Origin of the sequence: Lactococcus sp. (genome assembly GCF_036648155.1) — a bacterium.
Taxonomy (GTDB): Bacteria; Bacillota; Bacilli; order Lactobacillales; family Streptococcaceae; genus Lactococcus; species Lactococcus cremoris.
Genome location: NZ_JAVXIY010000001.1, coordinates 141,611 through 167,002 on the forward strand (window position 1 = coordinate 141,611; position 25,392 = coordinate 167,002).

General features: G+C 37.1%; 25 protein-coding genes and 1 pseudogene. 24 read left to right on the forward strand and 2 right to left on the reverse strand.

Going from position 1 to position 25,392, the window contains the following annotated elements:
- Nucleotides 1–51 precede the first annotated feature (51 nt).
- The 7 genes from RSC39_RS00755 to RSC39_RS00785 all read left to right on the forward strand — a co-directional run bounded on the left by RSC39_RS00755 (nt 52) and on the right by RSC39_RS00785 (nt 7,950).
- Entirely contained in the window at nt 52–1,266 is a 1,215-nt protein-coding gene (locus RSC39_RS00755; protein WP_332534376.1) for a pyridoxal phosphate-dependent aminotransferase, read from the forward strand.
- Between the two features lie 152 nt (nt 1,267–1,418).
- On the forward strand, nt 1,419–2,207 hold the full coding sequence (gene codY, locus RSC39_RS00760; protein ID WP_063282032.1) for a GTP-sensing pleiotropic transcriptional regulator CodY: 789 nt from the start codon (nt 1,419–1,421) through the stop codon (nt 2,205–2,207).
- Nucleotides 2,208–2,484: 277 nt separating this feature from the next.
- A complete protein-coding gene (gene gatC, locus RSC39_RS00765) occupies nt 2,485–2,790 on the forward strand; it encodes an Asp-tRNA(Asn)/Glu-tRNA(Gln) amidotransferase subunit GatC (protein ID WP_011675221.1) in 306 nt (101 codons plus the stop codon).
- Nucleotides 2,790–4,250, forward strand: coding sequence for an Asp-tRNA(Asn)/Glu-tRNA(Gln) amidotransferase subunit GatA (gene gatA, locus RSC39_RS00770; protein WP_332534379.1), 1,461 nt, complete (start codon nt 2,790–2,792; stop codon nt 4,248–4,250). Before gatC ends, gatA begins: the two co-directional genes overlap by 1 nt.
- Before the next feature lie 2 nt (nt 4,251–4,252).
- Complete coding sequence (locus RSC39_RS00775) at nt 4,253–4,855, forward strand: NUDIX hydrolase (RefSeq protein WP_021036581.1); 603 nt, start codon at nt 4,253–4,255, stop codon at nt 4,853–4,855.
- A 38-nt stretch (nt 4,856–4,893) separates the two neighbouring features.
- A complete protein-coding gene (gatB, locus tag RSC39_RS00780) occupies nt 4,894–6,327 on the forward strand; it encodes an Asp-tRNA(Asn)/Glu-tRNA(Gln) amidotransferase subunit GatB (protein ID WP_332534381.1) in 1,434 nt (477 codons plus the stop codon).
- 123 nt (nt 6,328–6,450) lie between these two features.
- Complete coding sequence (locus RSC39_RS00785; protein WP_332534383.1) at nt 6,451–7,950, forward strand: amidase family protein; 1,500 nt, start codon at nt 6,451–6,453, stop codon at nt 7,948–7,950.
- Between the two features lie 64 nt (nt 7,951–8,014).
- Here the strand turns inward: RSC39_RS00785 and RSC39_RS00790 are convergent, their stop codons facing one another.
- On the reverse strand, nt 8,015–9,355 hold the full coding sequence (locus tag RSC39_RS00790) for an MATE family efflux transporter (protein ID WP_011675225.1): 1,341 nt from the start codon (nt 9,353–9,355) through the stop codon (nt 8,015–8,017).
- Between the two features lie 180 nt (nt 9,356–9,535).
- Nucleotides 9,536–9,733, reverse strand: a complete 198-nt coding sequence (locus RSC39_RS00795) for a cold-shock protein (protein ID WP_011675226.1) — start codon at nt 9,731–9,733, stop codon at nt 9,536–9,538.
- 118 nt (nt 9,734–9,851) lie between these two features.
- On the opposite strand from RSC39_RS00795, the pseudogene RSC39_RS00800 reads away from it, so the two are divergent.
- From RSC39_RS00800 to RSC39_RS00880, 17 genes and pseudogenes are all read left to right on the forward strand, one after another.
- Nucleotides 9,852–10,384: pseudogene (locus RSC39_RS00800) on the forward strand (5-formyltetrahydrofolate cyclo-ligase).
- On the forward strand, nt 10,374–11,066 hold the full coding sequence (locus tag RSC39_RS00805) for a rhomboid family intramembrane serine protease (protein WP_332534386.1): 693 nt from the start codon (nt 10,374–10,376) through the stop codon (nt 11,064–11,066). Before RSC39_RS00800 ends, RSC39_RS00805 begins: the two are co-directional and overlap by 11 nt.
- 98 nt (nt 11,067–11,164) lie before the next feature.
- A complete protein-coding gene (locus RSC39_RS00810) occupies nt 11,165–11,596 on the forward strand; it encodes a DUF3284 domain-containing protein (protein ID WP_011675228.1) in 432 nt (143 codons plus the stop codon).
- A gap of 20 nt (nt 11,597–11,616) precedes the next feature.
- Nucleotides 11,617–11,997, forward strand: a complete 381-nt coding sequence (locus RSC39_RS00815; RefSeq protein WP_332534388.1) for a VOC family protein — start codon at nt 11,617–11,619, stop codon at nt 11,995–11,997.
- A gap of 110 nt (nt 11,998–12,107) precedes the next feature.
- Nucleotides 12,108–13,160 (forward strand): GNAT family N-acetyltransferase, encoded by a 1,053-nt coding sequence (locus RSC39_RS00820; RefSeq protein ID WP_332534390.1) that lies wholly within the window; start codon nt 12,108–12,110, stop codon nt 13,158–13,160.
- Between the two features lie 348 nt (nt 13,161–13,508).
- Nucleotides 13,509–14,600 (forward strand): DUF871 domain-containing protein, encoded by a 1,092-nt coding sequence (locus RSC39_RS00825; protein ID WP_014571894.1) that lies wholly within the window; start codon nt 13,509–13,511, stop codon nt 14,598–14,600.
- A 99-nt stretch (nt 14,601–14,699) separates the two neighbouring features.
- Complete coding sequence (locus tag RSC39_RS00830) at nt 14,700–16,184, forward strand: PTS sugar transporter subunit IIC (protein ID WP_011675232.1); 1,485 nt, start codon at nt 14,700–14,702, stop codon at nt 16,182–16,184.
- A gap of 125 nt (nt 16,185–16,309) precedes the next feature.
- Nucleotides 16,310–16,516: a hypothetical protein gene (locus RSC39_RS00835; protein ID WP_011675233.1), complete on the forward strand. Its 207-nt coding sequence runs from the start codon at nt 16,310–16,312 to the stop codon at nt 16,514–16,516.
- A complete protein-coding gene (locus tag RSC39_RS00840; RefSeq protein WP_011834275.1) occupies nt 16,513–16,707 on the forward strand; it encodes a hypothetical protein in 195 nt (64 codons plus the stop codon). The genes RSC39_RS00835 and RSC39_RS00840 overlap by 4 nt, the downstream gene beginning before the upstream one ends.
- 128 nt (nt 16,708–16,835) lie before the next feature.
- A complete protein-coding gene (locus tag RSC39_RS00845; protein ID WP_332534394.1) occupies nt 16,836–18,272 on the forward strand; it encodes a glycoside hydrolase family 1 protein in 1,437 nt (478 codons plus the stop codon).
- A gap of 63 nt (nt 18,273–18,335) precedes the next feature.
- Nucleotides 18,336–18,788: a dUTP diphosphatase gene (locus tag RSC39_RS00850; protein ID WP_332534396.1), complete on the forward strand. Its 453-nt coding sequence runs from the start codon at nt 18,336–18,338 to the stop codon at nt 18,786–18,788.
- Nucleotides 18,789–18,880: 92 nt separating this feature from the next.
- Nucleotides 18,881–20,221, forward strand: a complete 1,341-nt coding sequence (locus RSC39_RS00855; RefSeq protein WP_332534398.1) for a bifunctional UDP-sugar hydrolase/5'-nucleotidase — start codon at nt 18,881–18,883, stop codon at nt 20,219–20,221.
- Nucleotides 20,222–20,235: 14 nt separating this feature from the next.
- Entirely contained in the window at nt 20,236–21,003 is a 768-nt protein-coding gene (locus RSC39_RS00860; protein WP_332534401.1) for a YutD family protein, read from the forward strand.
- A 191-nt stretch (nt 21,004–21,194) separates the two neighbouring features.
- Nucleotides 21,195–22,292 carry a 23S rRNA (adenine(2503)-C(2))-methyltransferase RlmN gene (gene rlmN / locus RSC39_RS00865; protein ID WP_011675239.1) on the forward strand — a complete coding sequence of 366 codons (1,098 nt, stop codon included), beginning with the start codon at nt 21,195–21,197 and terminating at the stop codon, nt 22,290–22,292.
- Nucleotides 22,293–22,538: 246 nt separating this feature from the next.
- Nucleotides 22,539–23,150: a nitroreductase family protein gene (locus tag RSC39_RS00870; RefSeq protein WP_043737122.1), complete on the forward strand. Its 612-nt coding sequence runs from the start codon at nt 22,539–22,541 to the stop codon at nt 23,148–23,150.
- A 150-nt stretch (nt 23,151–23,300) separates the two neighbouring features.
- On the forward strand, nt 23,301–24,281 hold the full coding sequence (locus tag RSC39_RS00875) for a polyprenyl synthetase family protein (RefSeq protein ID WP_011675241.1): 981 nt from the start codon (nt 23,301–23,303) through the stop codon (nt 24,279–24,281).
- 197 nt (nt 24,282–24,478) lie between these two features.
- Complete coding sequence (locus tag RSC39_RS00880; protein ID WP_332534404.1) at nt 24,479–25,384, forward strand: prenyltransferase; 906 nt, start codon at nt 24,479–24,481, stop codon at nt 25,382–25,384.
- Nucleotides 25,385–25,392: the final 8 nt, after the last annotated feature.

Sequence of the window (25,392 nt, forward strand, 5' to 3'; positions counted from 1 at the left end):
CTGCTGCTGAGTTTTGAATGCTAAACTTCATAACACTTACGGAGGTCAATTATGAGAAAGTTTGAAAAATCGCATAAACTTGATAATGTCAGCTATGATATTCGTGGTCCAGTGCTTGATGAAGCACAGCGTATGCGAGCCAATGGTGAAAAAATTCTTCGGTTGAATACAGGAAATCCAGCGGAATTTGGTTTTCTTGCCCCAGACGAGGTGATTAGCGATTTGATTCAGCATGCTGTGGATAGCGAAGGTTATTCAGATTCTAAAGGTATTTTCTCAGCTCGTAAGGCGATTATGCAATACTGTCAACTTAAAGGCTTCCCTAATCTGGATATCAATGACATTTTCACTGGTAATGGTGTTTCTGAATTAATCGTTATGGCTATGCAAGGGCTTTTGGATACGGGTGATGAGGTATTGATTCCTATGCCTGATTATCCGCTCTGGACGGCTTCTGTCAGCTTAGCTGGGGGAATAGCGGTTCACTATCTCTGCGATGAACAAGCTGGATGGTTTCCGGATATTGATGATATTCGCTCAAAAATTACTAGTAATACTAAAGCCATTGTTTTAATTAATCCTAATAATCCAACGGGCGCGCTGTATTCTAAAGATTTATTACTTGAAATTGTCCAAGTGGCTAGAGAAAATAATTTAATTATTTTTTCGGATGAGATTTATGACCGTTTGGTCATGGACGGCGCTGTTCATGTTCCGATTGCAAGCTTAGCACCAGACCTTTTTGTGGTCACAATGAATGGACTTTCCAAGTCACATCGTATTGCTGGATTTCGTGTGGGCTGGATGGTTCTGTCAGGTGAGAAATCGCATGTCAGAGGCTATATCGAAGGATTGAATATGCTCGCTTCAATGCGACTTTGTTCAAATGTTTTAGCTCAGTCTGTTGTTCAAACCTCACTTGGTGGGACTCAATCTGTTGATAAGCTGCTTTTGCCAGGTGGACGAGTTTATGAACAAAGAGAATTCATTTATAAAGCCATTAATGATATTCCAGGCTTGTCTGCCATGAAGCCACAAGCTGCTTTCTATATTTTCCCTAAAATTGACAGAGAAATGTATAAAATTGATAATGATGAACAATTTGTTTTAGACTTTTTAAAACAGGAAAAGATACTTCTTGTTCATGGTCGAGGATTCAATTGGAAAGATCCTGATCATTTTCGGATTGTCTATCTGCCTCGTGTAGATGAACTGGCGGAAATACAGGAAAAAATGGAACGCTTTTTATGGCAATACCGTAAATAATAAATAGAAAAAGATGTATGAATAATTCGTATATCTTTTTTTGTTGAGAATAATTTTCTGACAATTTTTATTGTTTTTCATCCTTTTTTATGTTATACTGATTATGAAAAATTTTGTATAAAAACAAGAATATAAAAAAATAGGAGAACAAAGTGACTACATTACTTGAAAAAACACGTAAAATCACCGCGATTTTGCAAGATGGAGTGACCGATTTGCAACAAGAGTTGCCATATAACAGTATGACTGAACGCTTGGCAAACGTCATTGATTGCAATGCTTGTGTGATTAATACGAAGGGCGAGTTGCTTGGTTACTCATTGCCTTACAATACAAACAATGATCGTGTTGACCAATTTTTCTATGATCGTAAATTGCCTGACGAATATGTTCGTGCAGCAGTACGTATTTACGATACAATGGCAAACGTTCCTGTCGATCGTCCTTTAGCAATTTTCCCAGAAGAAAGCCTTGGAAACTTTCCAAAAGGTTTGACAACTTTAGCGCCTATCTATGGTTCTGGAATGCGTCTTGGAACATTTATTATGTGGCGTGAAGATGGTGAATTTACAGATGACGATCTTGTTTTGGTTGAGCTTGCAACAACAGTAATCGGTGTACAACTCTCAAACCTTAAACTTGAACAAATGGAAGAAAATATCCGTAAAGACACTATGGCAACAATGGCTGTTAATACACTTTCTTACTCAGAAATGAAAGCTGTCAAAGCGATTATTGAAGAACTTGATGGTGAAGAAGGGCATGTTATTGCCTCTGTCATTGCTGACAAGATTGGTATTACACGTTCAGTGATTGTTAATGCTTTACGTAAACTTGAATCTGCTGGTGTTATTGAATCACGTTCACTTGGTATGAAAGGAACTTATCTTAAAGTTCTCAATACTGGTTTGTTTGATAAACTTGCTGGACGTAATTTCTAAAAGTCAGAGCTTAACGCTTGCTCTTTTATCATTTGTTTTTGCAGGTAGATAAATGGACAGCTAGATGGCGTTTAGCTTTCGACTTCACAAGAACCTCCTATCGCTGATGGGAGGTTCTCGTGTTTTAATTGCTTCTGTCAGTAAGTTTTATTTTAAGCTAAGAGCAATCATTAAAAAATATGTTAAGAAGCCTTTTAAAATTGCTGACAGACTGCGAAAATGCTGATATTTTGTTATAATTAACAAGAATACACTCTAAAAAATGGAGATTGAAAATATGAGTCAAATTACAGAGGAGCAAGTCAAGCACGTGGCACTTTTGTCAAAGCTTGAATTCTCGGAAAATGAAGTAAAATCATTCACCGATACTTTCGGAAAAATCATTGATATGGTTGAAATGTTGGATGAAGTCGATACTGATGGTGTACCATTTACTATGAATGTGGCGGATAACCTCAACTTTATGCGTGAAGATGTGGCGGAAAAAGGACTTGATCGTGAAAAACTCATGGCAGCTGTTCCTGAAAAAGAAGACGGCTTTATCAAAGTTCCAGCAATGCTTTCTGATGGAGGAGATGCCTAATGTCATACAATAACAAATCAATCAAAGAACTACATGAGCTTCTGGTCAAAAAAGAAGTTTCGGCGGTGGAATTGACAAAAGCGACTTTGGCGGACATTGCTGCACGTGAACCAAAAATTGACGCTTTTTTGAAAGTCACAGAAGAAAAAGCTTTGAAAGAAGCTGCAGCAATTGATGCTCGTGGAATTAATCCAGACGTTGTGACTGACGGAATCTCAATTGGTGTCAAAGATAACATCGTGACAGAAGGTATTGAAACAACAGCGGCTTCTAAGATTCTTGGGGGTTGGATTCCTCCTTATAATGCAACAGTTGCTAATAAGTTGAGCCAATCTGGGTTAATCACTGTTGGTAAACTCAACATGGATGAATTCGCCATGGGTGGGTCTGGTGAAAATTCTTCGATTAAGCCAACTAAAAACGCCTGGGACCAAACAAAAGTACCTGGTGGCTCTTCATCAGGTTCCGCTGCCTCAGTTGCTTCTGGTGAGGTTCGTTTATCACTCGGTTCAGATACTGGTGGTTCAATCCGTCAGCCAGCTGCTTTCAATGGAATTGTTGGTTTAAAACCAACTTATGGTCGTGTCAGCCGTTTTGGCTTGATTGCTTTTGCTTCATCATTAGACCAAATCGGTCCATTGACACCAACAGTTGAAGAAAATGCTCAACTTTTGAATGTCATTTCTGGCTTTGATAAAAATGATAGTACGTCATCAAATGTTGCGGTTCCTGACTTTACAAGTAAAATTGGTCAAGACATTAAAGGAATGAAAATTGCTTTACCTAAAGAATATTTTGGTGAAGGAATTGATGAAAAAGTCAAAGAACAAATTTTGGCAGCAGCTAAACATTTGGAAAAATTAGGTGCCATCGTTGAAGAAGTCAGTCTTCCTCATAGTAAATATGGTGTCGCAGTTTATTATATTATCGCCTCTTCCGAAGCTAGCTCGAACCTTCAACGTTTCGATGGCATTCGTTATGGTTATCGCGCACAAGACATCAAAAATCTTGAAGATTTGTATGTGAAATCGCGTTCTGAAGGATTCGGTCCTGAGGTTCAACGTCGAATTATGTTGGGAACTTTCAGTCTGTCGGCCGGTTCTTATGATAAACATTTCAAAAAAGCAGGACAAGTTCGTACTTTAATCATCAATGATTTTGCTAAAGTTTTTGAAAAATATGATTTGATTTTAGGGCCAACAACTCCAACAGCAGCTTGGGATTTAGGAGCACGTGTTGATGACCCAATCTCAATGTATTTGGCAGATTTATTGACTATTCCAGTCAACTTAGCTGGACTTCCAGGGATTTCGATTCCTGCTGGTTTTGCCGATGGACTACCTGTGGGAATGCAATTGATTGGTAAACGTTACGATGAAGAAACGATTTATCAAGTAGCGGCTGCTTTTGAAGCAACGACTGATTTCCACAAAAAACAACCGATTATTTTTGGAAAATAAAAATGGAATTTGACGAATTAATCAAGCGATTAAATGCAATTGTGGATGCTGGCCTTTTTTATGGGAAAGATACTTTTGATATTGAACGTTATCATGAAATAAAAGAAATTTTACCTCAACTCGTGAATAATCCAACTACTTTGACTAAAAAGGAGTTGACAGATTTCTTTCGTCCAAGTGCCTCTTATCCTACACCTATGATTGATGTACGGGCTTTTATCCAAAATGATAAAGGGGAGGTGCTCTTTGTCCAAGATAAAAAACGAAGAGATTGGGCTTTGCCTGGGGGGTACGGTGAAATTGGCTTTACTCCGAGCGAAAACGTACTTAAGGAATTGCAAGAAGAAGCAGGGGTTTCAGGAGAAATCAAGCGGCTATTAGCAATTTTTGATACGGATAAATGGCAACCTCAAGGAAAACAATTTTATAAATTTGTTTTTGAGTGTAAAGTTTTATCTTTTGAATTTTTTAAAAATAGTGAAACTTCAGAGGCGAGATTTATAAACTTGTCAGAGCTAACAAATTTATCAGTAAAACGAAATACAATGGCACAACTTAATTTGCTTGAAAAATTGTCAAAATCTGGAAAACAATATATTGACTAGATAATTTGACTTTCTTAAGGAAAGTATCGGAGAAAATAATGAACTTTGAAACAGTAATTGGGCTTGAAGTCCACGTTGAGTTAAGTACAAACTCAAAAATTTTCAGTCCCGCCTCTACAAAATTTGGTGGCGACCCTAATAGCAATACAAATGTGATTGATTGGTCACTTCCTGGTGTTTTACCAGTCATGAATAAAGGGGTAATTGATAGCGGAATTAAAGCGGCTCTTGCTTTGAATATGGATATTCACAAATCAATGCACTTTGACCGCAAAAATTATTTCTACCCTGATAATCCCAAAGCTTACCAAATTTCACAATTTGATGAGCCAATTGGTTACAATGGTTCAATCGAGATTGAACTTGAAGATGGTCATAAAGCAACGATTCGTATTGAGCGTGCTCACTTGGAAGAAGATGCTGGGAAAAATACTCACGGAACAGATGGTTACTCTTATGTTGACTTGAATCGTCAAGGTGTGCCATTGATTGAGATTGTTTCAGAAGCAGATATGCGCACTCCAGAAGAAGCTTATGCTTATCTGACAGCGCTCAAAGAAGCTATTCTTTACACAGGAATTTCTGATGTGAAGATGGAAGAAGGTTCAATGCGTTGTGACGCCAATGTTTCGCTTCGCCCTTATGGGCAAGAAGTTTTTGGTGTGAAGACAGAAGTTAAAAATATGAACTCTTTTAGCAATGTCAAAAAAGCTTTGGACTTTGAAGTGGCACGTCAAGCTAAAATTTTGCGTGCGGGTGGCGAAATTCGTCAAGAAACACGTCGTTTTAATGACAAAACCGGTGAAACAATTTTGATGCGTGTCAAAGAAGGTGCGTCTGATTATCGTTACTTCCCAGAGCCAGATGTTCCTCGTTTTGAGATTTCTGACGAATGGATTGAACAAATGCGCGAGAGTCTTCCAATGACAGCAACTGCAAGACGTGCACATTATATTAATGATTTGGGCTTATCTGACTATGATGCGCGTCAATTGACAGCAACTAAAGAAGTTTCAGATTTCTTTGACCAAGCGATTAAATTTGATACTGACCCTAAATTGGTTTCAAACTGGTTGCAAGGCGAGGTCGCTCAATATTTGAATAGCGAGAAAAAAGAACTTCATGAGATTGGATTGACCCCAGAAAATCTGACAGAGATGATTCGTTTGATTTCAGATGGAACAATTTCTTCAAAAATCGCCAAAAAAGTCTTTATTGAATTAGCAAAAAATGGTGGTTCTGCCGAAGAATTTGTCAAGAAAGCTGGTTTGGTCCAAATTTCTGATCCTGACCTTCTTTTGCCAATCATTCATGAGGTCTTTGCTAAGAATGAACAATCCGTGGCCGATTATCGCGGTGGGAAACAAAATGCAGCCAAAGCTTTGGTTGGTCAATTGATGAAAGCAACTAAAGGACAAGCTAATCCAACAGTCGCTCAAAAACTTTTGTATCAAGAATTAGATAATTTTTAATAAATATAAATATCCGTCCTAATTTGGAACGGATATTTTTTATTATGCTTGATAAGTATGGTAAAATGTTGGCAGAATGAGTTTGTCAGCAAAGATATAAAACTCAGCTTTTAAAGGAGAATCATGCTTGAAATTAAAGATGCAACTTATTGGGCGGAGCAATTGAAATCAAGGAATCTTTCTGCCAAAGAATTATTAGAAATGACAAAGCAAAAAATTGACCAGCTCAATCCACTCTACAATGCGATTGTGGCAGAGGATTTAGCGGTCGCAAAAGAAGATTTAGCTTTGACAGGTCAAGGTTTTTTTGCAGGACTGCCATTTGCGTTGAAAATGTTGGGGCAAACGCATAAAGGATTGCCTGATACAGCTAGCTCTCAGCTCTTTTCAGAGAATGTGGCATCTGAGGATGATAATTATGTTAAAGCGCTGATAAGGGCAGGATTGACGCCTTATGGGCAGACGAATTCGCCAGAGTTTGGTTTTAAAAATATTTCGGATTCAAAACTTTATGGTGATACACGAAATGTTTGGAATTCTGATTATTATTCGGGTGGGTCATCTGGTGGTGCGGCTTCAGCCGTGGCTTCTGGGATGTTTGCGATTGCTGGAGCTTCTGATGGCGGAGGGTCAATTCGGATTCCAGCCTCATTTTCAGGTTTGATTGGTCTAAAGATGACGCGTGGGCGAATGCCACAAGGGCCAGGCTCTTATCGAGGTTGGCAAGGGGCATCTATTTCAGGGGCGTTAACAGTATCAGTGCGGGATACGGCAAGATTTATTTTGGAAATGCAAACTTTGCAAGAGGCAGCGCCTTATCAGGCGCGCTTGTTAGATGAGAAAAAACTTTTAGAAGTCTGTGAATCTACTGACAGTTTTGTCAGTAAAAATTCGTCAGTAAAATTAAAAATTGCTTATTCTTTGCAAAGTCCGATTTCTGGAATTGAACTTTCTGATGACGCTCTAAAAGCGGTCAAAAAAGCTGTTGAATTCTTAAAAGGACAGGGACATGAACTTGTGGAAACTGATTTTCCATTGAATGCTCGTCCTTTAATTCAATCTTATTATCAGATGAATGCAGCGGAAACGGCGGCTATGCTTGAACCTTGGGAAAAATCAGCGGGTCGCCAATTGACAAGTCAAGATGTTGAACTTTTGACTTATGCCCTTTTAGAAGCTGGACGAAAAGCGCCCGTCACCACTTATATTAATGCTTTGGCTCAATGGGATCAGGCAGCCGAAACCTTTGCTGACAAGATTTATGCTGACTATGATTTATTTTTGACCCCAACTACGGCAAAAACAGCGCCAAAAATTGGTGAAGAATTAATGACAGAGGAAATATTGATCAAAATGTCAGCAATCAGTCAATATGATTTTGAACAACAAATAGCAATTATTGAGGCGGCTTTTGAGCGTTCATTGGCCTTTACACCCTATAATTTCATCAGTAATTTGACGGGACAACCAGCTCTTTCACTACCGATTTATGTCAATAAAGAAACAAATCTTCCATTGGGGATTCAACTCTGGGGACCTAAAAATTCTGAAATTGAATTACTAAAAGTAGCCAAAGAATTTGAAAATGCTGGTCAGTTTATTTTGCCAAAATTCTATCAGTAAAAATTACTGATGGCTATTTGCTAAAAAACTGTCAGTAAAATAAAAAACCGTCTTAGAGACGGTTTTATGCTAAATCTTGGTTTTGTCTAAAACGTTTAATCATACGAATGGTGGTTGGAATTAAAATGGATGTCGAGCCAAGCCAAGCGGCAGGATTACTTGAAATGATTACCGTATAGTTCAGCAAAAGTACCCCGATAATTGCGACACCGGCCCGCATAAATAGCTCAGCAAAGCCACAAAGTGTTGGGATTTTCGCATTTCCAAGACCTTGAATGGTTGAGCGTGTGACAAATAAAATCGCTAAGAGCCAATAAAAACTACCATTGACCAGATAATAATGACTGGACATCTCGATAACAGCCGTTTGGCTACTTGAGATAAAGGCCGTTGTGAAATAGAAATGCGCCAGATTCAAGATAATTGCAAAGACAATGGACCAACCAACCGCAATGGCAAGGGCACGCATCAAGCCCTGATTAATCCGTTTGTATTGTTTGGCTCCATAGTTTTGGGCGCCGAAAGTAGCCATGGCAAGCCCGATTGAAATCATCGGAAGCATAGCAAATTGGTCAATTTTTGAAACAATTGCCTGTGTAGCCACCGCATTGGTTCCCATTTTATTTAAGGCAACTTGTAGTGTGATAGAGCCAATTGCAATGATGCTTGATTGGAATCCCATTGGAATCCCGAGTCTAGCATGGTGAGCAATTTCTGCCCGGTCCAACCGCCATAAATTTTTACTGATTTGAAATTCAGGAACTTTTCTTCTAATGTGCCAAAAAAGGAATAAAACAGAAATCATTTGGGCCAAGATTGTCGCTCCACTTGCTCCTGCGATTCCTAATTTCAAAACTAATATCGCAAAATATTCAAAAGCAATATTTAAAATTGAGGCAGCAATTAAGGCATATAAAGGCGTTTTTGAATCGCCTAAAGCCCGAAGAGCATTAGAGAGGTAGGCATAGAGATTAGTGGCAATCATCCCACCCAACATGATGCTTAGGAAAGTTTTGGCACCCTCAAAAATTTGGCTTGGCGTTTGCATAGCTTGCAAAAGAGGTCCAACAAATATAAGTGATAAAATGCTAAGTATGATAGAAACGGCAACGGTAAAATAAAGACCGGTCACATATGATTTTTTGATGGCCAATTTATCTTTCGCCCCAAAACGCTGAGCCGTTAAAATGGTTAGGCCCGCTGTCATTCCTTGAGCAAAACCGACAATTAAAAAGTTGATGGAGCCAGTCGCTCCAACAGAAGCTAACGCATCTTTTCCTAATGTCTGTCCGACAATGAGTGTATCTGCCGTGTTATAGAGGACTTGAAAAAAGTTACCCATGAGTAAAGGTAAAGTGAACGCAATGAGTCCTGTTAAGATATTTCCTTTTGTTAGATCTTTCATTTTTTCCCTAAATAAACTAAATTGATTCCTTTATTTTAGCCCATTTTACTTGTTTTTACAAGGCTATTTCTTTAAAAAAAGCATTTTTTTGTTAAGGCTTTCATATAAAAAAGTTTGTCAGTAAAAAAATGGCGCAAAAAAAGTCACTGACAATTTTGTCAGTGACCCTCAAAGCTTTAATTATTTTTGGATGTTAACAGCTTGAGGTCCACGAGGGCCTTCTTCAACGTCAAAAGTAACTTTTTGACCTTCGTCAAGTGTTTTGAATCCATCAGTTTGGATAGCTGAGAAGTGTGCGAAAACGTCGTTTCCTTCTTCAGTAGTGATAAAGCCGAAGCCTTTAGTTGCGTTAAACCATTTAACAGTTCCTTGTGCCATTTTTGGTACTTCCTTATTTTATAAATTTGTAAATCTAATTTCTTGAATAGGAATGAACCCAAAAGCACAGAACTAATCGTAAAACAAAAACTTACACTTTCATGTTATCATAGTTAATATGGAAAGTAAAGTAGAAAATCGCAAAAAAATATTACAAATGTTAAAAAATTTTCAGACTACGAGAAAGGGCGTCAGAACAAGGAAGTTTTAGAGCAGTTAACCGCTTCCTCAGATTGGAAATCTGCAAAAAAAATAGCGCTTTATATGTCAATGCCAATTGAATTTAATTTGACAGAACTTTTTGACCAATCTGACGACAAAGAAATTTTAATTCCCAAATGTCTACCTCAGCGTCAAATGATCTTTGCTAAATATGACAAGGAAAATCTTGTTCGCTCAAAATTTGGCTTACTCGAGCCAAAATCAGATTTAGCAATTGAACCAGATTTTATCTTAGTTCCCGGTTTAATTTGGAATGATGAAGGTCATCGAATTGGATTTGGTGGCGGCTATTATGACCGTTATCTAGCTAATTTTGAAGGCATGACTGCTTCAGTTCTTTATGATTTTCAAAAAATGGATTTCGCTGCTGAAGCACATGATATTGCAGTAAAAAAACTTTTTATAGGGAGAAAAAATAATGAATTTTAATGAAATTAAACGAGATTTTACACGTTACAAAGCCACTTATGTTTTATCAATAATCACTCTTTTAGTATGGTTATGGCAATTTTTCACTTATGGAACCTCAGCGACCTCAGCATTTAATCTTTTTAAAAGCGGAGCCATACTCGGTCAAGTAATGGTCTTTGACCCAAGCCAAATGTGGCGTTTACTTACGGCGAACTTTATCCATATTGGTTGGGCGCATGTATTATTAAATGTGGCAACGCTCTTTTTCATTGGCCGACAAATTGAAAATGTTTTTGGTTGGCTACGTTTTACGCTGATTTACCTTTTGTCAGGTATTTTTGGAAATGCGATGGTCTTTCTATTGACGCCTCAAGTGGTTTCTGCAGGTGCTTCGACTTCTCTATTTGGACTGTTCGCGGCAGTTGTTGGATTAGCCTATTTTACAAAACATCCATTTTTACAACAAATCGGTCGAATGTTTGCAGTATTAATTGTTGCCAACTTAGTGATGAACCTCTTTTCTTTAGGAAATGTAAGTATTTGGGCGCATATCGGGGGAGCAATTGGAGGACTTTTGTTGTCAGTTATTCTTCCTCCAAAGGCTTTTGTACCCTCCATTCCAAAACAATATCGAGTATTTGCAATTGGCGCCTTTATCATTTTGTTCTTTCTTTTTATTGGCTTACCATTTTTTAAATAGAAATTTATTTTGCTATTGAAAACATGAAAGTGCTTGCAAAGAATCTTTAATCTTGCTAGAATAAACTTAGTTAAAAAAACTTGATAAGGGAGAAAAAGATGAGAATTGATAAAATAGTTGATGCCCCAAGAGAATTTATCTTTGAAAAAATAGTTGATTCGTGTTTATTTGATATCGAAAAAAATACAGGAAAACGGCCTAAAGTCAGAAGTCTTAATGGCTATGAATATAATAAAAGCTTTGGTAAAAATCAAAGAGGAACCATTAAAATTACCGAGCTGACAGAACCAAGCATTTATGCTTTCACGACTAAAACAAATCGTAATACCTTTAGCACACGCTGGGAATTGCATAAAATTGATGACCGCAGCACTCAGGTCATTATTGAAGAAAATCAAAGCTCAAATGGTTTTATTCAAATGGTCAATGATAAAGCCGTTGGTTTTTTCCTTGGACGTTTCAAGAAACGTCAAATGGTTGCCATATTGGATAATGTTAATCGTGCCTACAACGGAGGTAGAGCGCACTAATCAAAGAAGAGAGAAATGTGATGAAAATTGAACATGTTGGTCTAATGGTTCAAGATTTGGAAGGAATGCGTCACTTTTATGAGCATTATTTTGAAGGGCAGGCGGGTCAAAAATATCATAATCCTAAAACGACTTTTCAATCTTACTTTTTAACTTTTTCTGATGGAGCGCGACTTGAAATTGGGACTAAAGAGAACTTGAAAAGTGCTGACAAATCTGTTTGGACAGGTTATGCCCATTTAGCTATTTCTGTTGGTTCCAAAGAAAAAGTGGATGAACTCTGTCAGCGATTTTTGGCAGATGATTTTGAAGTCAAATCTGGGCCAAGAACCACGGGAGATGGATATTATGAAGCCGTCATCTTAGACCCCGAAGAAAATGAAATCGAAATTACTATTTGAAATAGCAGCCTTTTGTAGGCTGTTATTTTTATTTTTCGAGAATAATTTTATAAAGTAAACGCTAACAAAAATGTTTTCTTATTTCTACAGTTTTGTGTTAAAATGAATTTATGAATACGAATACAAAAGAAAAAAAAGAATATTTAAATTTAGCAATATACGCCTTTCATAAGCCAAAAACATTAGAACGTGCAAGAGCTTTTGATAAACTTCTGGAATTTTCAAAAGCATATGGTCATTATGAAAATGAGAAATTAACTTCAATGCTGATTGATTCACATTTCAGGGGCCATTGGGGAGATAAAAATGTGAAAATTTCTGGTATTGGTTATGTTGCAAGCTATCCTGAGTACCGAGGAAATGGAGCCATTCGCCAGTTGATGACCGAGAGCCTGCAAGAAGATTATGAAGAGGGGACAATTTTTTCATATTTGGCACCATTTTCGTACGGCTTTTACGAAAAATTTGGTTACCACTATGCTTTTAATCAAAAGCATTATAAAATCCCTGCTCAGGATTTTCCAAAAGGGCAAAGAACGACGGGAGAAATTAGCCGTGAAAAGTTTGAATTTGAAGCTGAAATGTCAAACGAAAAAACTGTCAGTAAAAGTAGTGAGATTTTTAAAGTGCTGACAGACATTCATCAGAAGGCTTACAACCAAGGCTCGCTTGTTCGTTCAGAGGAACTTTGGTCATATTTTTTCATCCATAAATCACAACCTCATGTAGCAATCTACCGTGAAAATGGCAAAGCTCTTGGATATTTACTCTATGAATTTTCAGAAATGACATTTGTGATTAGAGAGCTTATTACATTAACTGATGAGGCCAAACAAGCCCTTTATCGCTTCATTTCAAGTCATGCAGGTTCTTTTTCAGAAATCGCTTGGCAGGCTCCTGCGGATACACTACTAGAAGAAGAAATGATTGAACCTCAGCGAGCAGAAATTAAACTTGTGCCTTATATGCAAGCTCGCATCGTTAATCTAAAAGAATTTTTAAAAGTAAATGGTCAACCGAATTTTTCAGTCCAAATTACTGATGATATTATTGCTGAAAATAATATGACAATTGGCGAAGGAAAAGCAGAAAAAATGACAATTGGTCAATTTACGGCTAAAATTTTAAAAGAAAATCAAGCCATACTTCGTGAATACTTTTAAAAAGTTACTGACAGCTTTGTCAGTAACTTTTTTTGTGCAAAAATAAAAAGGGCATAATGAACCGCGGTAAAAAAATTAGAAGAGTGTGGAAGAGATAATATATTTATTACACTAATATTACTAAGAAAATTGGTATAGCTCACTTTTGCTTATTTTAAAGATTTAATTTAAAGAAAGCGCTAAACCTATCTAAAAATAAGAATTTGTCGTTATTGTTTCAATTTGAGAAACATGTTTTTTTTAGAGGGATAACGCTTGCAAAAATCTTTTGAAAGCCTTATCATAGAGTTAAGCTATATTTCAGAAATCAAAAATGAAGTATGAAAATTAGAAAAAGGAGAGAAATAAATGGGAAAATTAGGGGTATCTATCTATCCAGAACGTTCAAACTTTGAGGCGGATAAAACATATCTTGATTTAGCGCATCAATACGGATTCAAACGTGTGTTTACTTCCTTGCTTGAAATTGATGGGGATAAAGAAGGAGTACTTGCAGCTTTTAAAAAAGTTGTAAATTATGCCAATCAATTAGGAATGGAAGTGATGGTGGATATCAATCCAGGTCTCTTTACACAGCTTAATATCAGCTATGATGACCTGAGCTTTTTCCATGAAATGGGAGCAGACGGTGTTCGACTTGACATTGGCTTCACAGGAGCCGAAGAAGCCCGAATGACTCGCAATCCTTACGGAATTAAAATTGAAATCAATATGAGTCAAGGAACGACTTATGTTGATTCGATAATGGACTATTCTCCAGATACAGAAAAACTCTTAGGTAGTCATAACTTCTATCCTCATCGTTATACAGGATTGGAATTTAACCATTATCTTAAATGCACAGAAAAATTCAAAGGTTATAACTTAAACACCATGGCCTTTGTCAATTCACACGCTGCTACTTTTGGTCCTTGGCCAACTCAAGATGGTCTTTGTACCCTTGAGGACCACAGAGCACTTGAAATCGCAACTCAAGTGAAGCATTATAAGCTTCTTGGTGGCATTGATGATATTACCATTGCTAATGCTTATGCGAGTGAAGAAGAACTCAAAGCGATGAGTCAAGCATTTAATGCAAGCATGCCAGAAGTCAAAGTCGTTCCACGTGAAACAATTACTGAGAATGAACGAAAATGTCTTTTTGAAGCGACACATAGCTATCGTGGGGATAAATCAGCTTATATGCTCCGCTCAACAATGACAAGAATCACTTATAAAGACCTTGACTTCCCAGCTCATGATACTGATAAAATCCAACGTGGTGATGTCATTATCGACAACGAAGGCTATGGTCAATATAAAGGTGAAACTCAGATTGCTTTGCGTGAAATGGAAAATGATGGCCGTGTGAATGTGGTCGGGCGCATTGCTGATGATGAATTATTCCTGCTTGATTTCCTAAAACCATGGAGTTCATTTAAACTCATCGAAAGTAAATAAATGATGAGGCTTCAATTCTGTCAGTACTGACAGACCTTAATTATGTTCAAAAAGTTTTTTTGAAAGTTATTTATTATTATATTATAAAGGAGGAATTCCATGAACGGAATTACTGCGTGGATGGAGAAATATCTCGTCCCTGTTGCGGCAAAGATTGGGTCTCAAAAACACCTGGTTGCGCTGCGTGACTCATTTATCGGTATGTTGCCAGCAACACTTGCTGGTGCCTTGGCTGCAATGGTTTCGGCTATTGTCACAACATTCCCATCAGCTATCCAACAAATGATGTTGGGAGCAACAGCATTCTCAAAATTAGCACCAGAAAAAGTCTGGACACTTGCTAATACACCAATTATTGGTGATTTGAACAATATTTCAGCCCTTGTTAACCAAGGAACACTGACAGTTATTGGTCTTATCTTTGCCTTTTCTTGGGGTTACAATTTGGCCCGTGCTTACGGAGTCAACGACCTCGCTGGTGGTATCGTATCAGTTGCAACCCTATTTGCAGGTTTGCCAAACCAAATGGGTAAATTTACAGCAGCCCTTGGGACAGGTAAAGCTGGTGTAGCAGCAACTGACAAGATCAATGGCGTACTTGGAGATCAAGGACTTGCCGCTTGGAAACCACTCTTTGCCTCAGCTCACCTCGATGCTGGAGCTTACTTCACAGTTATTATTATGGGTGCCCTTGCAGTTATTATTTATGCAAAACTCATGCTTGCTGACATCACAATTAAGATGCCAGAATCAGTTCCACCTGCAGTAGCAAAAGCTTTCTTGGCTATCATTCCTACAATCGCAGCCCTTTATATCGTCGGCTTAATCTACTACATCATTGGTAAATTAACTAATGACTCTGTCATTAACCTTATCACTCACTACATCGCAGAACCGTTCCAAATTCTGTCACAAAATATCTTCTCAGTACTGATTGTTACACTCTTTGTTTCAGTATTCTGGTTCTTCGGACTTCACGGCCCAAACGTTTTGGCACCAGTACTCGATGGTATCTGGGGACCTCTTGGACTTAATAACCAAGCCCTTTACTTCCAAGTTCACTCACAAGGTATCCGTGACTTGATTGCTAAAGGTGCGGTTGATAAAGCTCATGCCATTAATGGTGACTATGTTAACCTTTGGGTACGTGGTTCATGGGATGCCTTTGCATGGTTTGGTGGATCGGGTGGTACAATTACACTTGTTATTGCAATCATCCTCTTCTCTAAACGTAAAGACTACAAGATTGTTGGACGTCTTGGACTTGCGCCAGGTATCTTCAATATCAACGAACCAGTCCTCTTTGGTCTACCAGTTGTCTTGAATGCAATCTTCTTTATCCCATTTGCAGTAGCTCCTTTGATTTCTGTAATCATCGCCTACACTGCAACAGCCCTTCACTTGGTTGATCCAGTTGTCAATGCTGTGCCGTGGGTAACACCACCAATTATGAATGCCTTCATGGCAACCGGCTTTGACTGGCGGGCAATTGTCCTTACAATCATCAACTTAATCATCACCTTCGTTATCTGGGTACCATTCGTTATCGCAGCTAACAAGTTGGAAGAAACAGAACTTGACTAAATTTGAAATTAATGGTAGAGCAAGCAAGAAAACTTGCTCTACACATTTTTTGTTAAATCTGGTAAGATTTATAAATATAAACCTTATCAGATGTGATAAAAAACATTCATAGAGGAGGAAATACTATGATACTCGTAAATTCTGCAATGATGCAAAAAGAAATTATTGAACTTTTAGAAGAAAATGGCTTTAAACATACCAAAAAACAAGGATTAAAACTTTTCTTTGAAACTCCAACGGACGATGCAACGACTGACGCAGCCATGGCTAAACAATTAATTAAGGGAAGCTCATTTGGAGCGGCTGTCTTCTTTAATGTGAGTGTTGTATGAGTACCTGGGGAATAGCTTTTATCAGTTTAGGCCTATTGCTTGTGGCTTATCATAACTGGCTTGGTCTAGCGATTGTATTAATTGGTTTCGTGATGATTTTTATTGCACGCAGTCAAAAAAAGAAGGCCACCAAAATAGAAGAAGAAAATAGACAAGCACACAAAGACATAAAGATAAAAACAAGAAAATAAAGTTGTCTTTTAAGGCAACTTTTTAAATTTTTTTGTCTAAAATAAAAAAACAAATTCCAAAATATAAAACAAAATAAAACGGTTACAAATGTTATAATAGTAGTATAAATAACCAGTGGGGGAATAATATGGAACACAAAAAATTGAGCTCATTTCCAAGGGATTTTCTTTGGGGTTCAGCTTCAGCAGCTTATCAAGTTGAAGGAGCACCTTTTGAAGATGGTAAAAAAGCGAGTGTCTGGGATAACTTTGTCCGCATTCCGGGTAAAACTTTTAAAGGGACAAACGGGGATGTTGCTGTTGATCATTACCATCGTTACAAAGAAGATGTCGCTTTGATGAAAGAATTAGGACTTAAATCCTACCGTTTTTCGATTGCTTGGACACGTATTTTACCTGACGGACGTGGCGAAGTCAATCAAGCGGGCTTGAAATTCTATGAAGACTTGATTGATGAGTTGATTGCTAATCATATTGAACCAATTGTCACGATTTATCATTGGGACTTGCCCCAAGCTTTAGAAGACCTGTATGGCGGCTGGGAATCACGAGAAATTATCTCAGATTTTGTTAACTATGCTGAAGTTTTGTTTAAAGCCTTTAAAGGTAAAGTAAAATATTGGGTATCGCTTAATGAACAAAATATCTTTACAAGTCAAGGTTGGTCACTCGCGACTCACCCACCAGGGAAAAGAGATATGAAGCTCTTTTATCAGGTCAATCATATCGCGAATTTGGCAAATGCTGCGGTAATTAATAAGTTTCATGAGCTTGAAATGGATGGACAAATTGGCCCTTCATTCGCCTATACACCGCAGTATGCTAAGGATTCTGACCCTTTAAATGTTTTGGCTGCTGAGAACGCTGAAGAACTTTATAGCCACTTTTGGATGGATGTTTACCTTTATGGTGAATACCCAATTGCAGCAATGGCTTATCTGCGGGAAAATGGTTTAGCACCTGAATTTGAAGCAGGAGATGCTGAACTCTTGAAGTCAGCTAAACCTGATTTTCTAGGCATTAATTACTACCAAACGGCGACTAACGCATTGAATCCAATTGATGGTGGGGTTGGAGTCGGTTCATTTAATACAAGCGGTAAAAAAGGAACAACCAAAGAATCAGGAATTCCTGGGCTTCATAAAAAAATTCAAAATCCGTTCATTGACCGCACAAATTGGGATTGGGAAATTGACCCAGAAGGTTTGCGAATTGCACTTCGTCGTATCACTTCTCGTTATCGTATTCCAGTGATGATTACAGAAAATGGCTTGGGCGAATATGATAAAGTTGAAGACGGAAAAATTCATGATGATTACCGAATTAAATACCTAGAAAGTCACGTTAAGGCAATCAAAGAAGCCATGACTGACGGTGCTACGGTCATTGGTTATCATACTTGGTCTTATACTGACTTACTTTCATGGTTAAATGGCTACCAAAAACGTTATGGCTTTGTCTATGTTGACCAAGATGAAACAATGGAAGGTTCATTGAAACGGATACCGAAGGATTCTTATTACTGGTATCAACATCTCATCGAAACAAATGCTGAAGAAGTCTAAATGAAAAGCGCTCTCTGAGTGCTTTTTTTATGATATAATAGAAAAAAACAAATGAGGTAAGAGATGAAAATTCGTGGATTTGAAGTGGTAACTAAATATAAAAATGCTGGAATTAATATACCAAAACGTTCAACTGAACATTCAGCAGGTTATGACATTGAAGCAGCTGAAACCGTTAGTTTTGCTCCAGGTGAAATTAAATTAATTCCAACAGGTTTAAAGGCTTATATGCAGACAGGCGAAGTTCTTTATATGTATGATCGCTCATCAAATCCTCGTAAAAAAGGATTGGTTTTAATCAATTCGGTTGGTGTCATCGACAAGGATTATTATAATAATCCTGATAATGAAGGACACATGTTTATGCAAATGCGTAATTTCACTGATGAAGAAGTTTTAGTTGAAAAAGGAGAGCGCGTGGTTCAAGGAGTATTTATGCCCTTCTTAGTTGCTGATGGCGATGAAAATCAAGAAAAAGAAGAACGAACAGGTGGGTTTGGGTCAACGGGTGCTTAATTCAAATTAAAGTAATTTAAGAAGCGCAATCGCGCTTTTTATTTTTGTGAACGGAGGCTTTCAAAGCTTATTACTTATGATATAATAGTATTATGAATAAACTGCGTATCCTCCATTTGAATGATTTACACTCTCACTTGGAACGTTTCCCTGTGATTGAGCGTTTTTTTGCGGAAAAATCACAGGAAAAAGTTGAAAGTTTACGTTTTGACTTGGGTGATAATGTGGACCGGGTCCACCCTTTGACGGAGGCAACAGAGGGGCAAATTAATGTCGAATTGATGAATCGCTTAAATTTAACAGCCGCAACCATTGGTAACAATGAGGGTTTGGGATTGACGCATGAGATGCTTTCGCATCTTTATGATGAGGCTAATTTTCCAGTTCTCTTATCCAATTTGATAACTGATTTTGCTCAAGTTGACCCTTTGATTGTGACCACTTCATTTGGCTTACGCATTGGTATGATTGGATTGACGGCTCCATATGGGCGTGTATACCCTCAAGTAGGTTGGGAGCTTTTAGACCCTTTTGTTGTATTAGAGCAACTTTTACCCAAAATGGATTGTGATTTTACTATTTTGCTTTCTCATTTGGGTAAGAATGTCGATGAACAAATTGCAAAAGACTATGATATTGACTTGATTATCGGAGCTCATACGCATCATTTGTTTGAACATGGCGCTCAAGTCAATCAAACTTTGCTTGCTGCTGCTGGTCGCTATGGTGAGTATGTGGGACAAATTGATTTGGCCTTTAATGAAAATAATCAATTAGTTGATGCGCAGATTGAAGCAATCGCAACCAACACGCTTCCGCAAAAAAGATCAGACAATGTCGAAACAAATGGTTGGGAACTAAGAGGACATCAACTTTTAGAAGGAACAGTAGTTACTCAGTTAGCTAAACCCTTGCCTAATCTATCTCCAGATTTTACAGCAAGTCATTATCTGGCAAAACTTTTTGCAGATTATGAAAAGACAGCACTCTGTCTGATAAATTCTGGTCTATTAGTGACGGATGAGTTACCGCAAAGTTTGACTTTGGATGATTTACATGAATTTTTACCTCATTCAATCCGCTTGGTTCGCTTCACATTTACAGGTGAGGAACTTCGGCAAGTTTTACTTGAAATTATTGATGTTTCGGCTTTTTTAGCCACTCAAAAAATTCAAGGGATGGGGTTTCGTGGGAAAACTTTTGGCTCACTTATTTTTCAAGGAATTGAACCAATCAATGGGGACTTTTACCTGAAAAATGCGAAGGATGATTCGCTCGAAAAAATTAATGATGAGCAAAAGTATCAAATCCTTTTACCTGACCAATATCTATTTGCTTGGTATTTCCCATTGCTGAAAAAATTAGGTCAGTCGGAAATTTTATTTCCCTATTTTTTACGGGAAATTGTAGCAGAATATTTTAAAAATAAATAGAAATAGAAAAATTAATGGCTAAAGTAATAGATGAAACTAAATTAAATTATAACAAGTACCCTGGGGAACATGTTATGGCATCAGGAGAAGTCGTTCAAGTTGGAAAACGAACTTTTCACATTGTTCATAATTATCGAGAGGCTTTTGACGCGGAAAAATTGGAGCAACGTTTTTCTGATGTTTTAGATAAATATGATTATATCGTTGGAGATTGGGGCTTTGAACAATTACGTTTAAAAGGTTTTTTCTCAACGAGTCGCAAAAAAATGTTAGCAGATAATAAAATTGACCATCTTGAAGATTATATCAATGAGTATTGTAATTATGGTTGTGCTTACTTTGTCTTACGTCGAATTCGGACAAGGGACGAAGCTTTTGTTTCTGAAAAACTTTTTACCGAAAAAGAATTAAAACAAGGTTTAGATAAGCCACGTCGAAAAAGAAATCGAAATCGAAATCGAGCCCGTGATGAGCAAAATGTGAATTCTAAAGATGAGAAACGTTCAGAAAACGCCTCAGAAGCTCGGAAAGATTTTAAAATTCGTGATAAATCTGCTGACAGAAAAGCAAAACCAACTGACAAAAAGATAAATAAGCCGCTCAGCAAGAAATCGCAAGAAGGACGAGCTAACAAAGCAGTTAATAAAAGAGCTACTTCTTCCAAAGAATCTGATAAAAAATTTACAATGAAAAAACGGAATCCACGGAAAAAAGTTGAACAAACAGAGTCTAAAAATCAAGGAAATCAAGGTTTTGTTATTCGTAATCGGAAGAAAGACTAAAGCTTTGTAAAAGTTATTTGACGGTCAGTGAACTTGTCAAAGATTAAAAATTATCGTAGAATTAACATTTATGGATTCCTTAAACATTTGGAATTGAAAATAATTAGACGAATATAAAGTAGTTTTGATTGTGTATTCAAGGGATATGAAAATGTTCACAATTAGAATTCTACATAACGATAAGGAAAATAATGACAGAGAATATAACAACAGAAACACGTCCGTCTATCTATGGATTGACACGTGATCAATTAATCGAATGGGCCATTGAAAATGGTGAAAAGAAATTCCGAGCAACACAAGTTTGGGATTGGCTTTACCGCAAACGTGTTCAATCTTTTGAAGAAATGAGCAACTTATCAGCGGTATTTATTGATAAACTTAATGAAGCTTTCATTTTGAATCCATTGGAACAAGTGGTTGTGCAAGAGTCTGCTGACGGAACAGTTAAATACCTCTTTATGCTTCCTGATAAAGTGATGATTGAAACAGTTTTAATGCGCCAATCTTATGGTTTGTCTGTCTGTGTCACCACTCAAGTGGGCTGCAATATGGGCTGTACCTTCTGTGCTTCTGGAATTTTGAAAAAAGAACGCGATGTAACAGCCGGTGAAATCGTTAGTCAAATCATGCTTGTACAAAAGTATTTTGATGAACGTGGTTTAGACGAACGTGTTTCGCATGTTGTTGTGATGGGAATTGGTGAACCCTTTGATAATTATGAACATTTGATGAACTTTTTACGTGTGATTAATGATGATAATGGACTTGCTATCGGTGCTCGTCATATTACTGTTTCTACTTGTGGATTTATGCCAGCAAAAATCAAAGAATTTGCTCATGAAAACCTTCAAATCAATCTAGCTATTTCACTTCATGCTCCAAATAATGAATTGCGTACTTCATTGATGCGAATTACTCGTAATGCTCCTCTTGAAAAACTCTTTGAGGCGATTGATTATTATACAGAAACGACCAATCGACGGGTGACTTATGAGTACATTATGTTGTCTGGTGAAAATGACAGCCCTGAAATCGCGCAACAGCTGGCAGATTTAATTAAACCCCGTAATAAATTGTCTTATGTCAACTTGATTCCTTATAATCCAGTTGCTGAACATATCAAGTATGAACGTTCAACAAAAGATAATACTGCAAAATTCTATGATGTTTTGAAGAAAAATGGGATTAACTGTGTCGTTCGTCAAGAACATGGAACAGATATTGATGCGGCTTGTGGACAATTAAGATCAAAACAAATTAAGAAAAATAAGGCCAAATTAGCCTAAGAAAAAACTGCTGACCAAGCAGTTTTTTTACTGACAGTTCTGTCAGTAAAATATTTCGGAAATAGCTTAATTTTTAATAAAAAATAAGAACAATGAATAAATATGCTATGCAAAAGTTACAAAAATTTGCTAAAATATAGACAAGTAAAAGAAAACAGGTGTCTGCTCTACTAGACTTAGAAATTGCTTAGACCAATTTCATAGCGACTATTCAGCTGCATCCTATAAGAGAAATAGAGGAGTATCATGGATTACGTAAAGCTTAATAAATCTCGGCACAAAGTAAAAACATTTGATGGAAAAAAAATTCCCACAGTTGATGTTAAACAAATCATCTCGGCGGCAAGCCTTGCACCTTCAGCACACAATATTCAAAGTTGGCACTTTGTCATTGTTGAATCAAAAGAAAAACGTGAAGCTTTACTGACAGAAGTGGACCCTGGGAATCATGAACAAATCAAAGAAGCAGGAGCGGTCATTGTCCTTTTCAGCGATACAGATTTGGTTGAGCGTTCTCGGGAGATTGCAAGAGTAGGTGCTGGTGAATTGGACGATGAACAACTTTTGCGTTTCAATAGTCGCTATCCACAAATGTATGAAGGTTTTGAAGAACTTCATGAGAGTAATTACCTTTCAATCAATATTGGTCTAGTTACAATGAATCTCGTTTTGGCTATTAAAAATTACGGATATGAAAGTAATATCATCATGGGCTTTAATCGGACTCAAAGAGTGAATGAACTTTTAGAAGTTGAAAAACGCTACCGTCCAGAATTAATTATTCCACTTGGAAACTCAGAAGACAAAGGAAAACCAAGCTATCGTCTTCCTCAAAGTCAAATTATGGAAATCAGATAAAAAAGAGGTTCAGCTGAACTTCTTTTTTTGATTATGAAAAGAAGCCATTATGTTCGCAACATTTGGTCTATTTTGCTAAAATAGAGTAAAGTATTTGATAAATAATTATCAAAAGAAATGAATGAATTATCGAGAGGAAAGAGAAAAACATTGCTCACATTTTGGCAGGATTATCCCGAAATTCAGAATAAATTAAAGGATGTTCAAGCGCTCATGATTGAGCGTTTAAAAATTAATAATCAAGAAATAGAAGTAGCACTGCAAAAATTTGCATCACGTGGTGGGAAAATGGTGCGTCCTGCGCTTTTTTTGCTGTTCGCTGGTATTGTTCCTAATGGCTCAAAAGATGAGGAGAAACTAATCAAAATTGCTGCTTCCTTAGAAATGCTTCACTCAGCAACATTGATTCATGATGATATTATTGATGATTCACCTCTACGTCGTGGAATGCCATCAGTAGAATCGCAATTTGGCAAAGATGTGGCAGTTTATGCTGGAGATTTTGTTTATACCGTTTATTTTGAGTTACTGATTGAAACGATGAATGGGACGAGTTTTGTTGCTAAAAATGCTCAGTCAATGAAAAGAATTCTTCAAGGGGAGTTAACTCAAATGCAGTCTGCATTTGATAAAAACAATACGGCTCGCCGCTACATGAAAGCTATCAGTGGGAAAACTGCTGAATTACTCAGTTTAAGTTGCCTAGAAGGTGTTTATTTTGCAGGTGGTGACAAGAAACTACAGCATTCGGCACGGAAAATTGGTCGAGCGATTGGTCTAGCTTTTCAAGTTTACGATGATATTTTAAATTTCACTGTAGGGCTTGATGAAGCCGATAAACCAATTTTAACTGATTTTCGTCAAGGGATTTACACCTTACCCTTGCTTTTGGCTAGAGAAGTTAATGAAGCAGCAATCGCTCCATATCTAGAAGCACCAGAAAAACTATCGAGACAAGAATGTTTAGATTTAGCAGAATTGGTGACAGAATTAGGTGGAATAACGGGTTCACTTCTTGTTGCAGGAAGGCTGACAGAACTTGCCTTGAACGAAATTAAAAAATTACCAGAATCACCTAACCGTCAAATTTTAGAAGAAGCGACACAGATTTTATTAGAGCGAAATTATTAAAAGCCTGTCACCGATAGGTTTTTTAATTATTATAAGTTGTCGTCAACTGACGAAGTTTGGATAAAAATATCTAGTTTTTTTGTAGAAAGTTTTATATTAAAAGATGATAGAATGAGATCTTAAAATCATGTTTATCACTGATTCAAAGTTCAACTATCAATCAAAAAAGTCGATAAATCACATTAAAAGAGGAAATAATGAATTTTAAAACATTCGCTGAACTTATTGAACTAAAAGCTAAAACGGCTTCGGTCTTTCCGTTTCTGCTGGGCCTTTCGTACTCGCTTTACCATTACCATTCACTGAATTTATTAGCATTAAGTATTTATTTTGTTGCCATGTTTATGTTTAACTGTTTTGTTGATATTTGGGATAATTATAATGATTATCATAACGCGGTGGATACCAATGATTATCAAAAAAATACAAATATTATTGGTCGTGAAAACCTGTCAATGGGTTTAATTAAAGCCTTACTTGCTTTTTTCTTTTTTGGAAGTTTAGCATTAGGAATCATTGTGGCATTGATGACGGGTTGGGCAGTTTTTTGGCTAGGTCTTCTTTGTTACGTTGTTGGAATCTTTTATGCAGGAGGCCCAAAACCTTTGTCGTCCCTTCCTGTGGGTGAGCTTCTCTCAGGCTTAACAATGGGTTATATCATCTTTCTCATTTGTGTATATATTAATAGTTCGCAGGCCTTTGTTTGGTCATTTGCTAATCTTGCGACTACCTTCTTGATTGCTTTACCCAATACACTGCTTATCGCTAATCTCATGTTAGCGAATAACACCTGTGATTTAGAAGAAGATGAAGCCAATCATCGTTTTACAATCGTGCATTATATTGGGAAAAAAGCAGCACTCATTTGGTGGACTTTGGCTTTAATTTTGTCTTTTATCGCTATTATTGTATCAGTAATTTTAGGATTACTTTCTCCGATAATGCTTTTGATTTTATTGATTGTTCCTTTAATGATAAAATTTGCAAAGCCTTATCTTCAAAAACAAGTTAAAAGAGAAACTTTTATCTATTCCGTCAAAATTCTAATGGTTTTCCAACTGGTTCAGGTTTTATTGCTCTTTATTAGTCTGATTAGATTTTAAATAAAAAC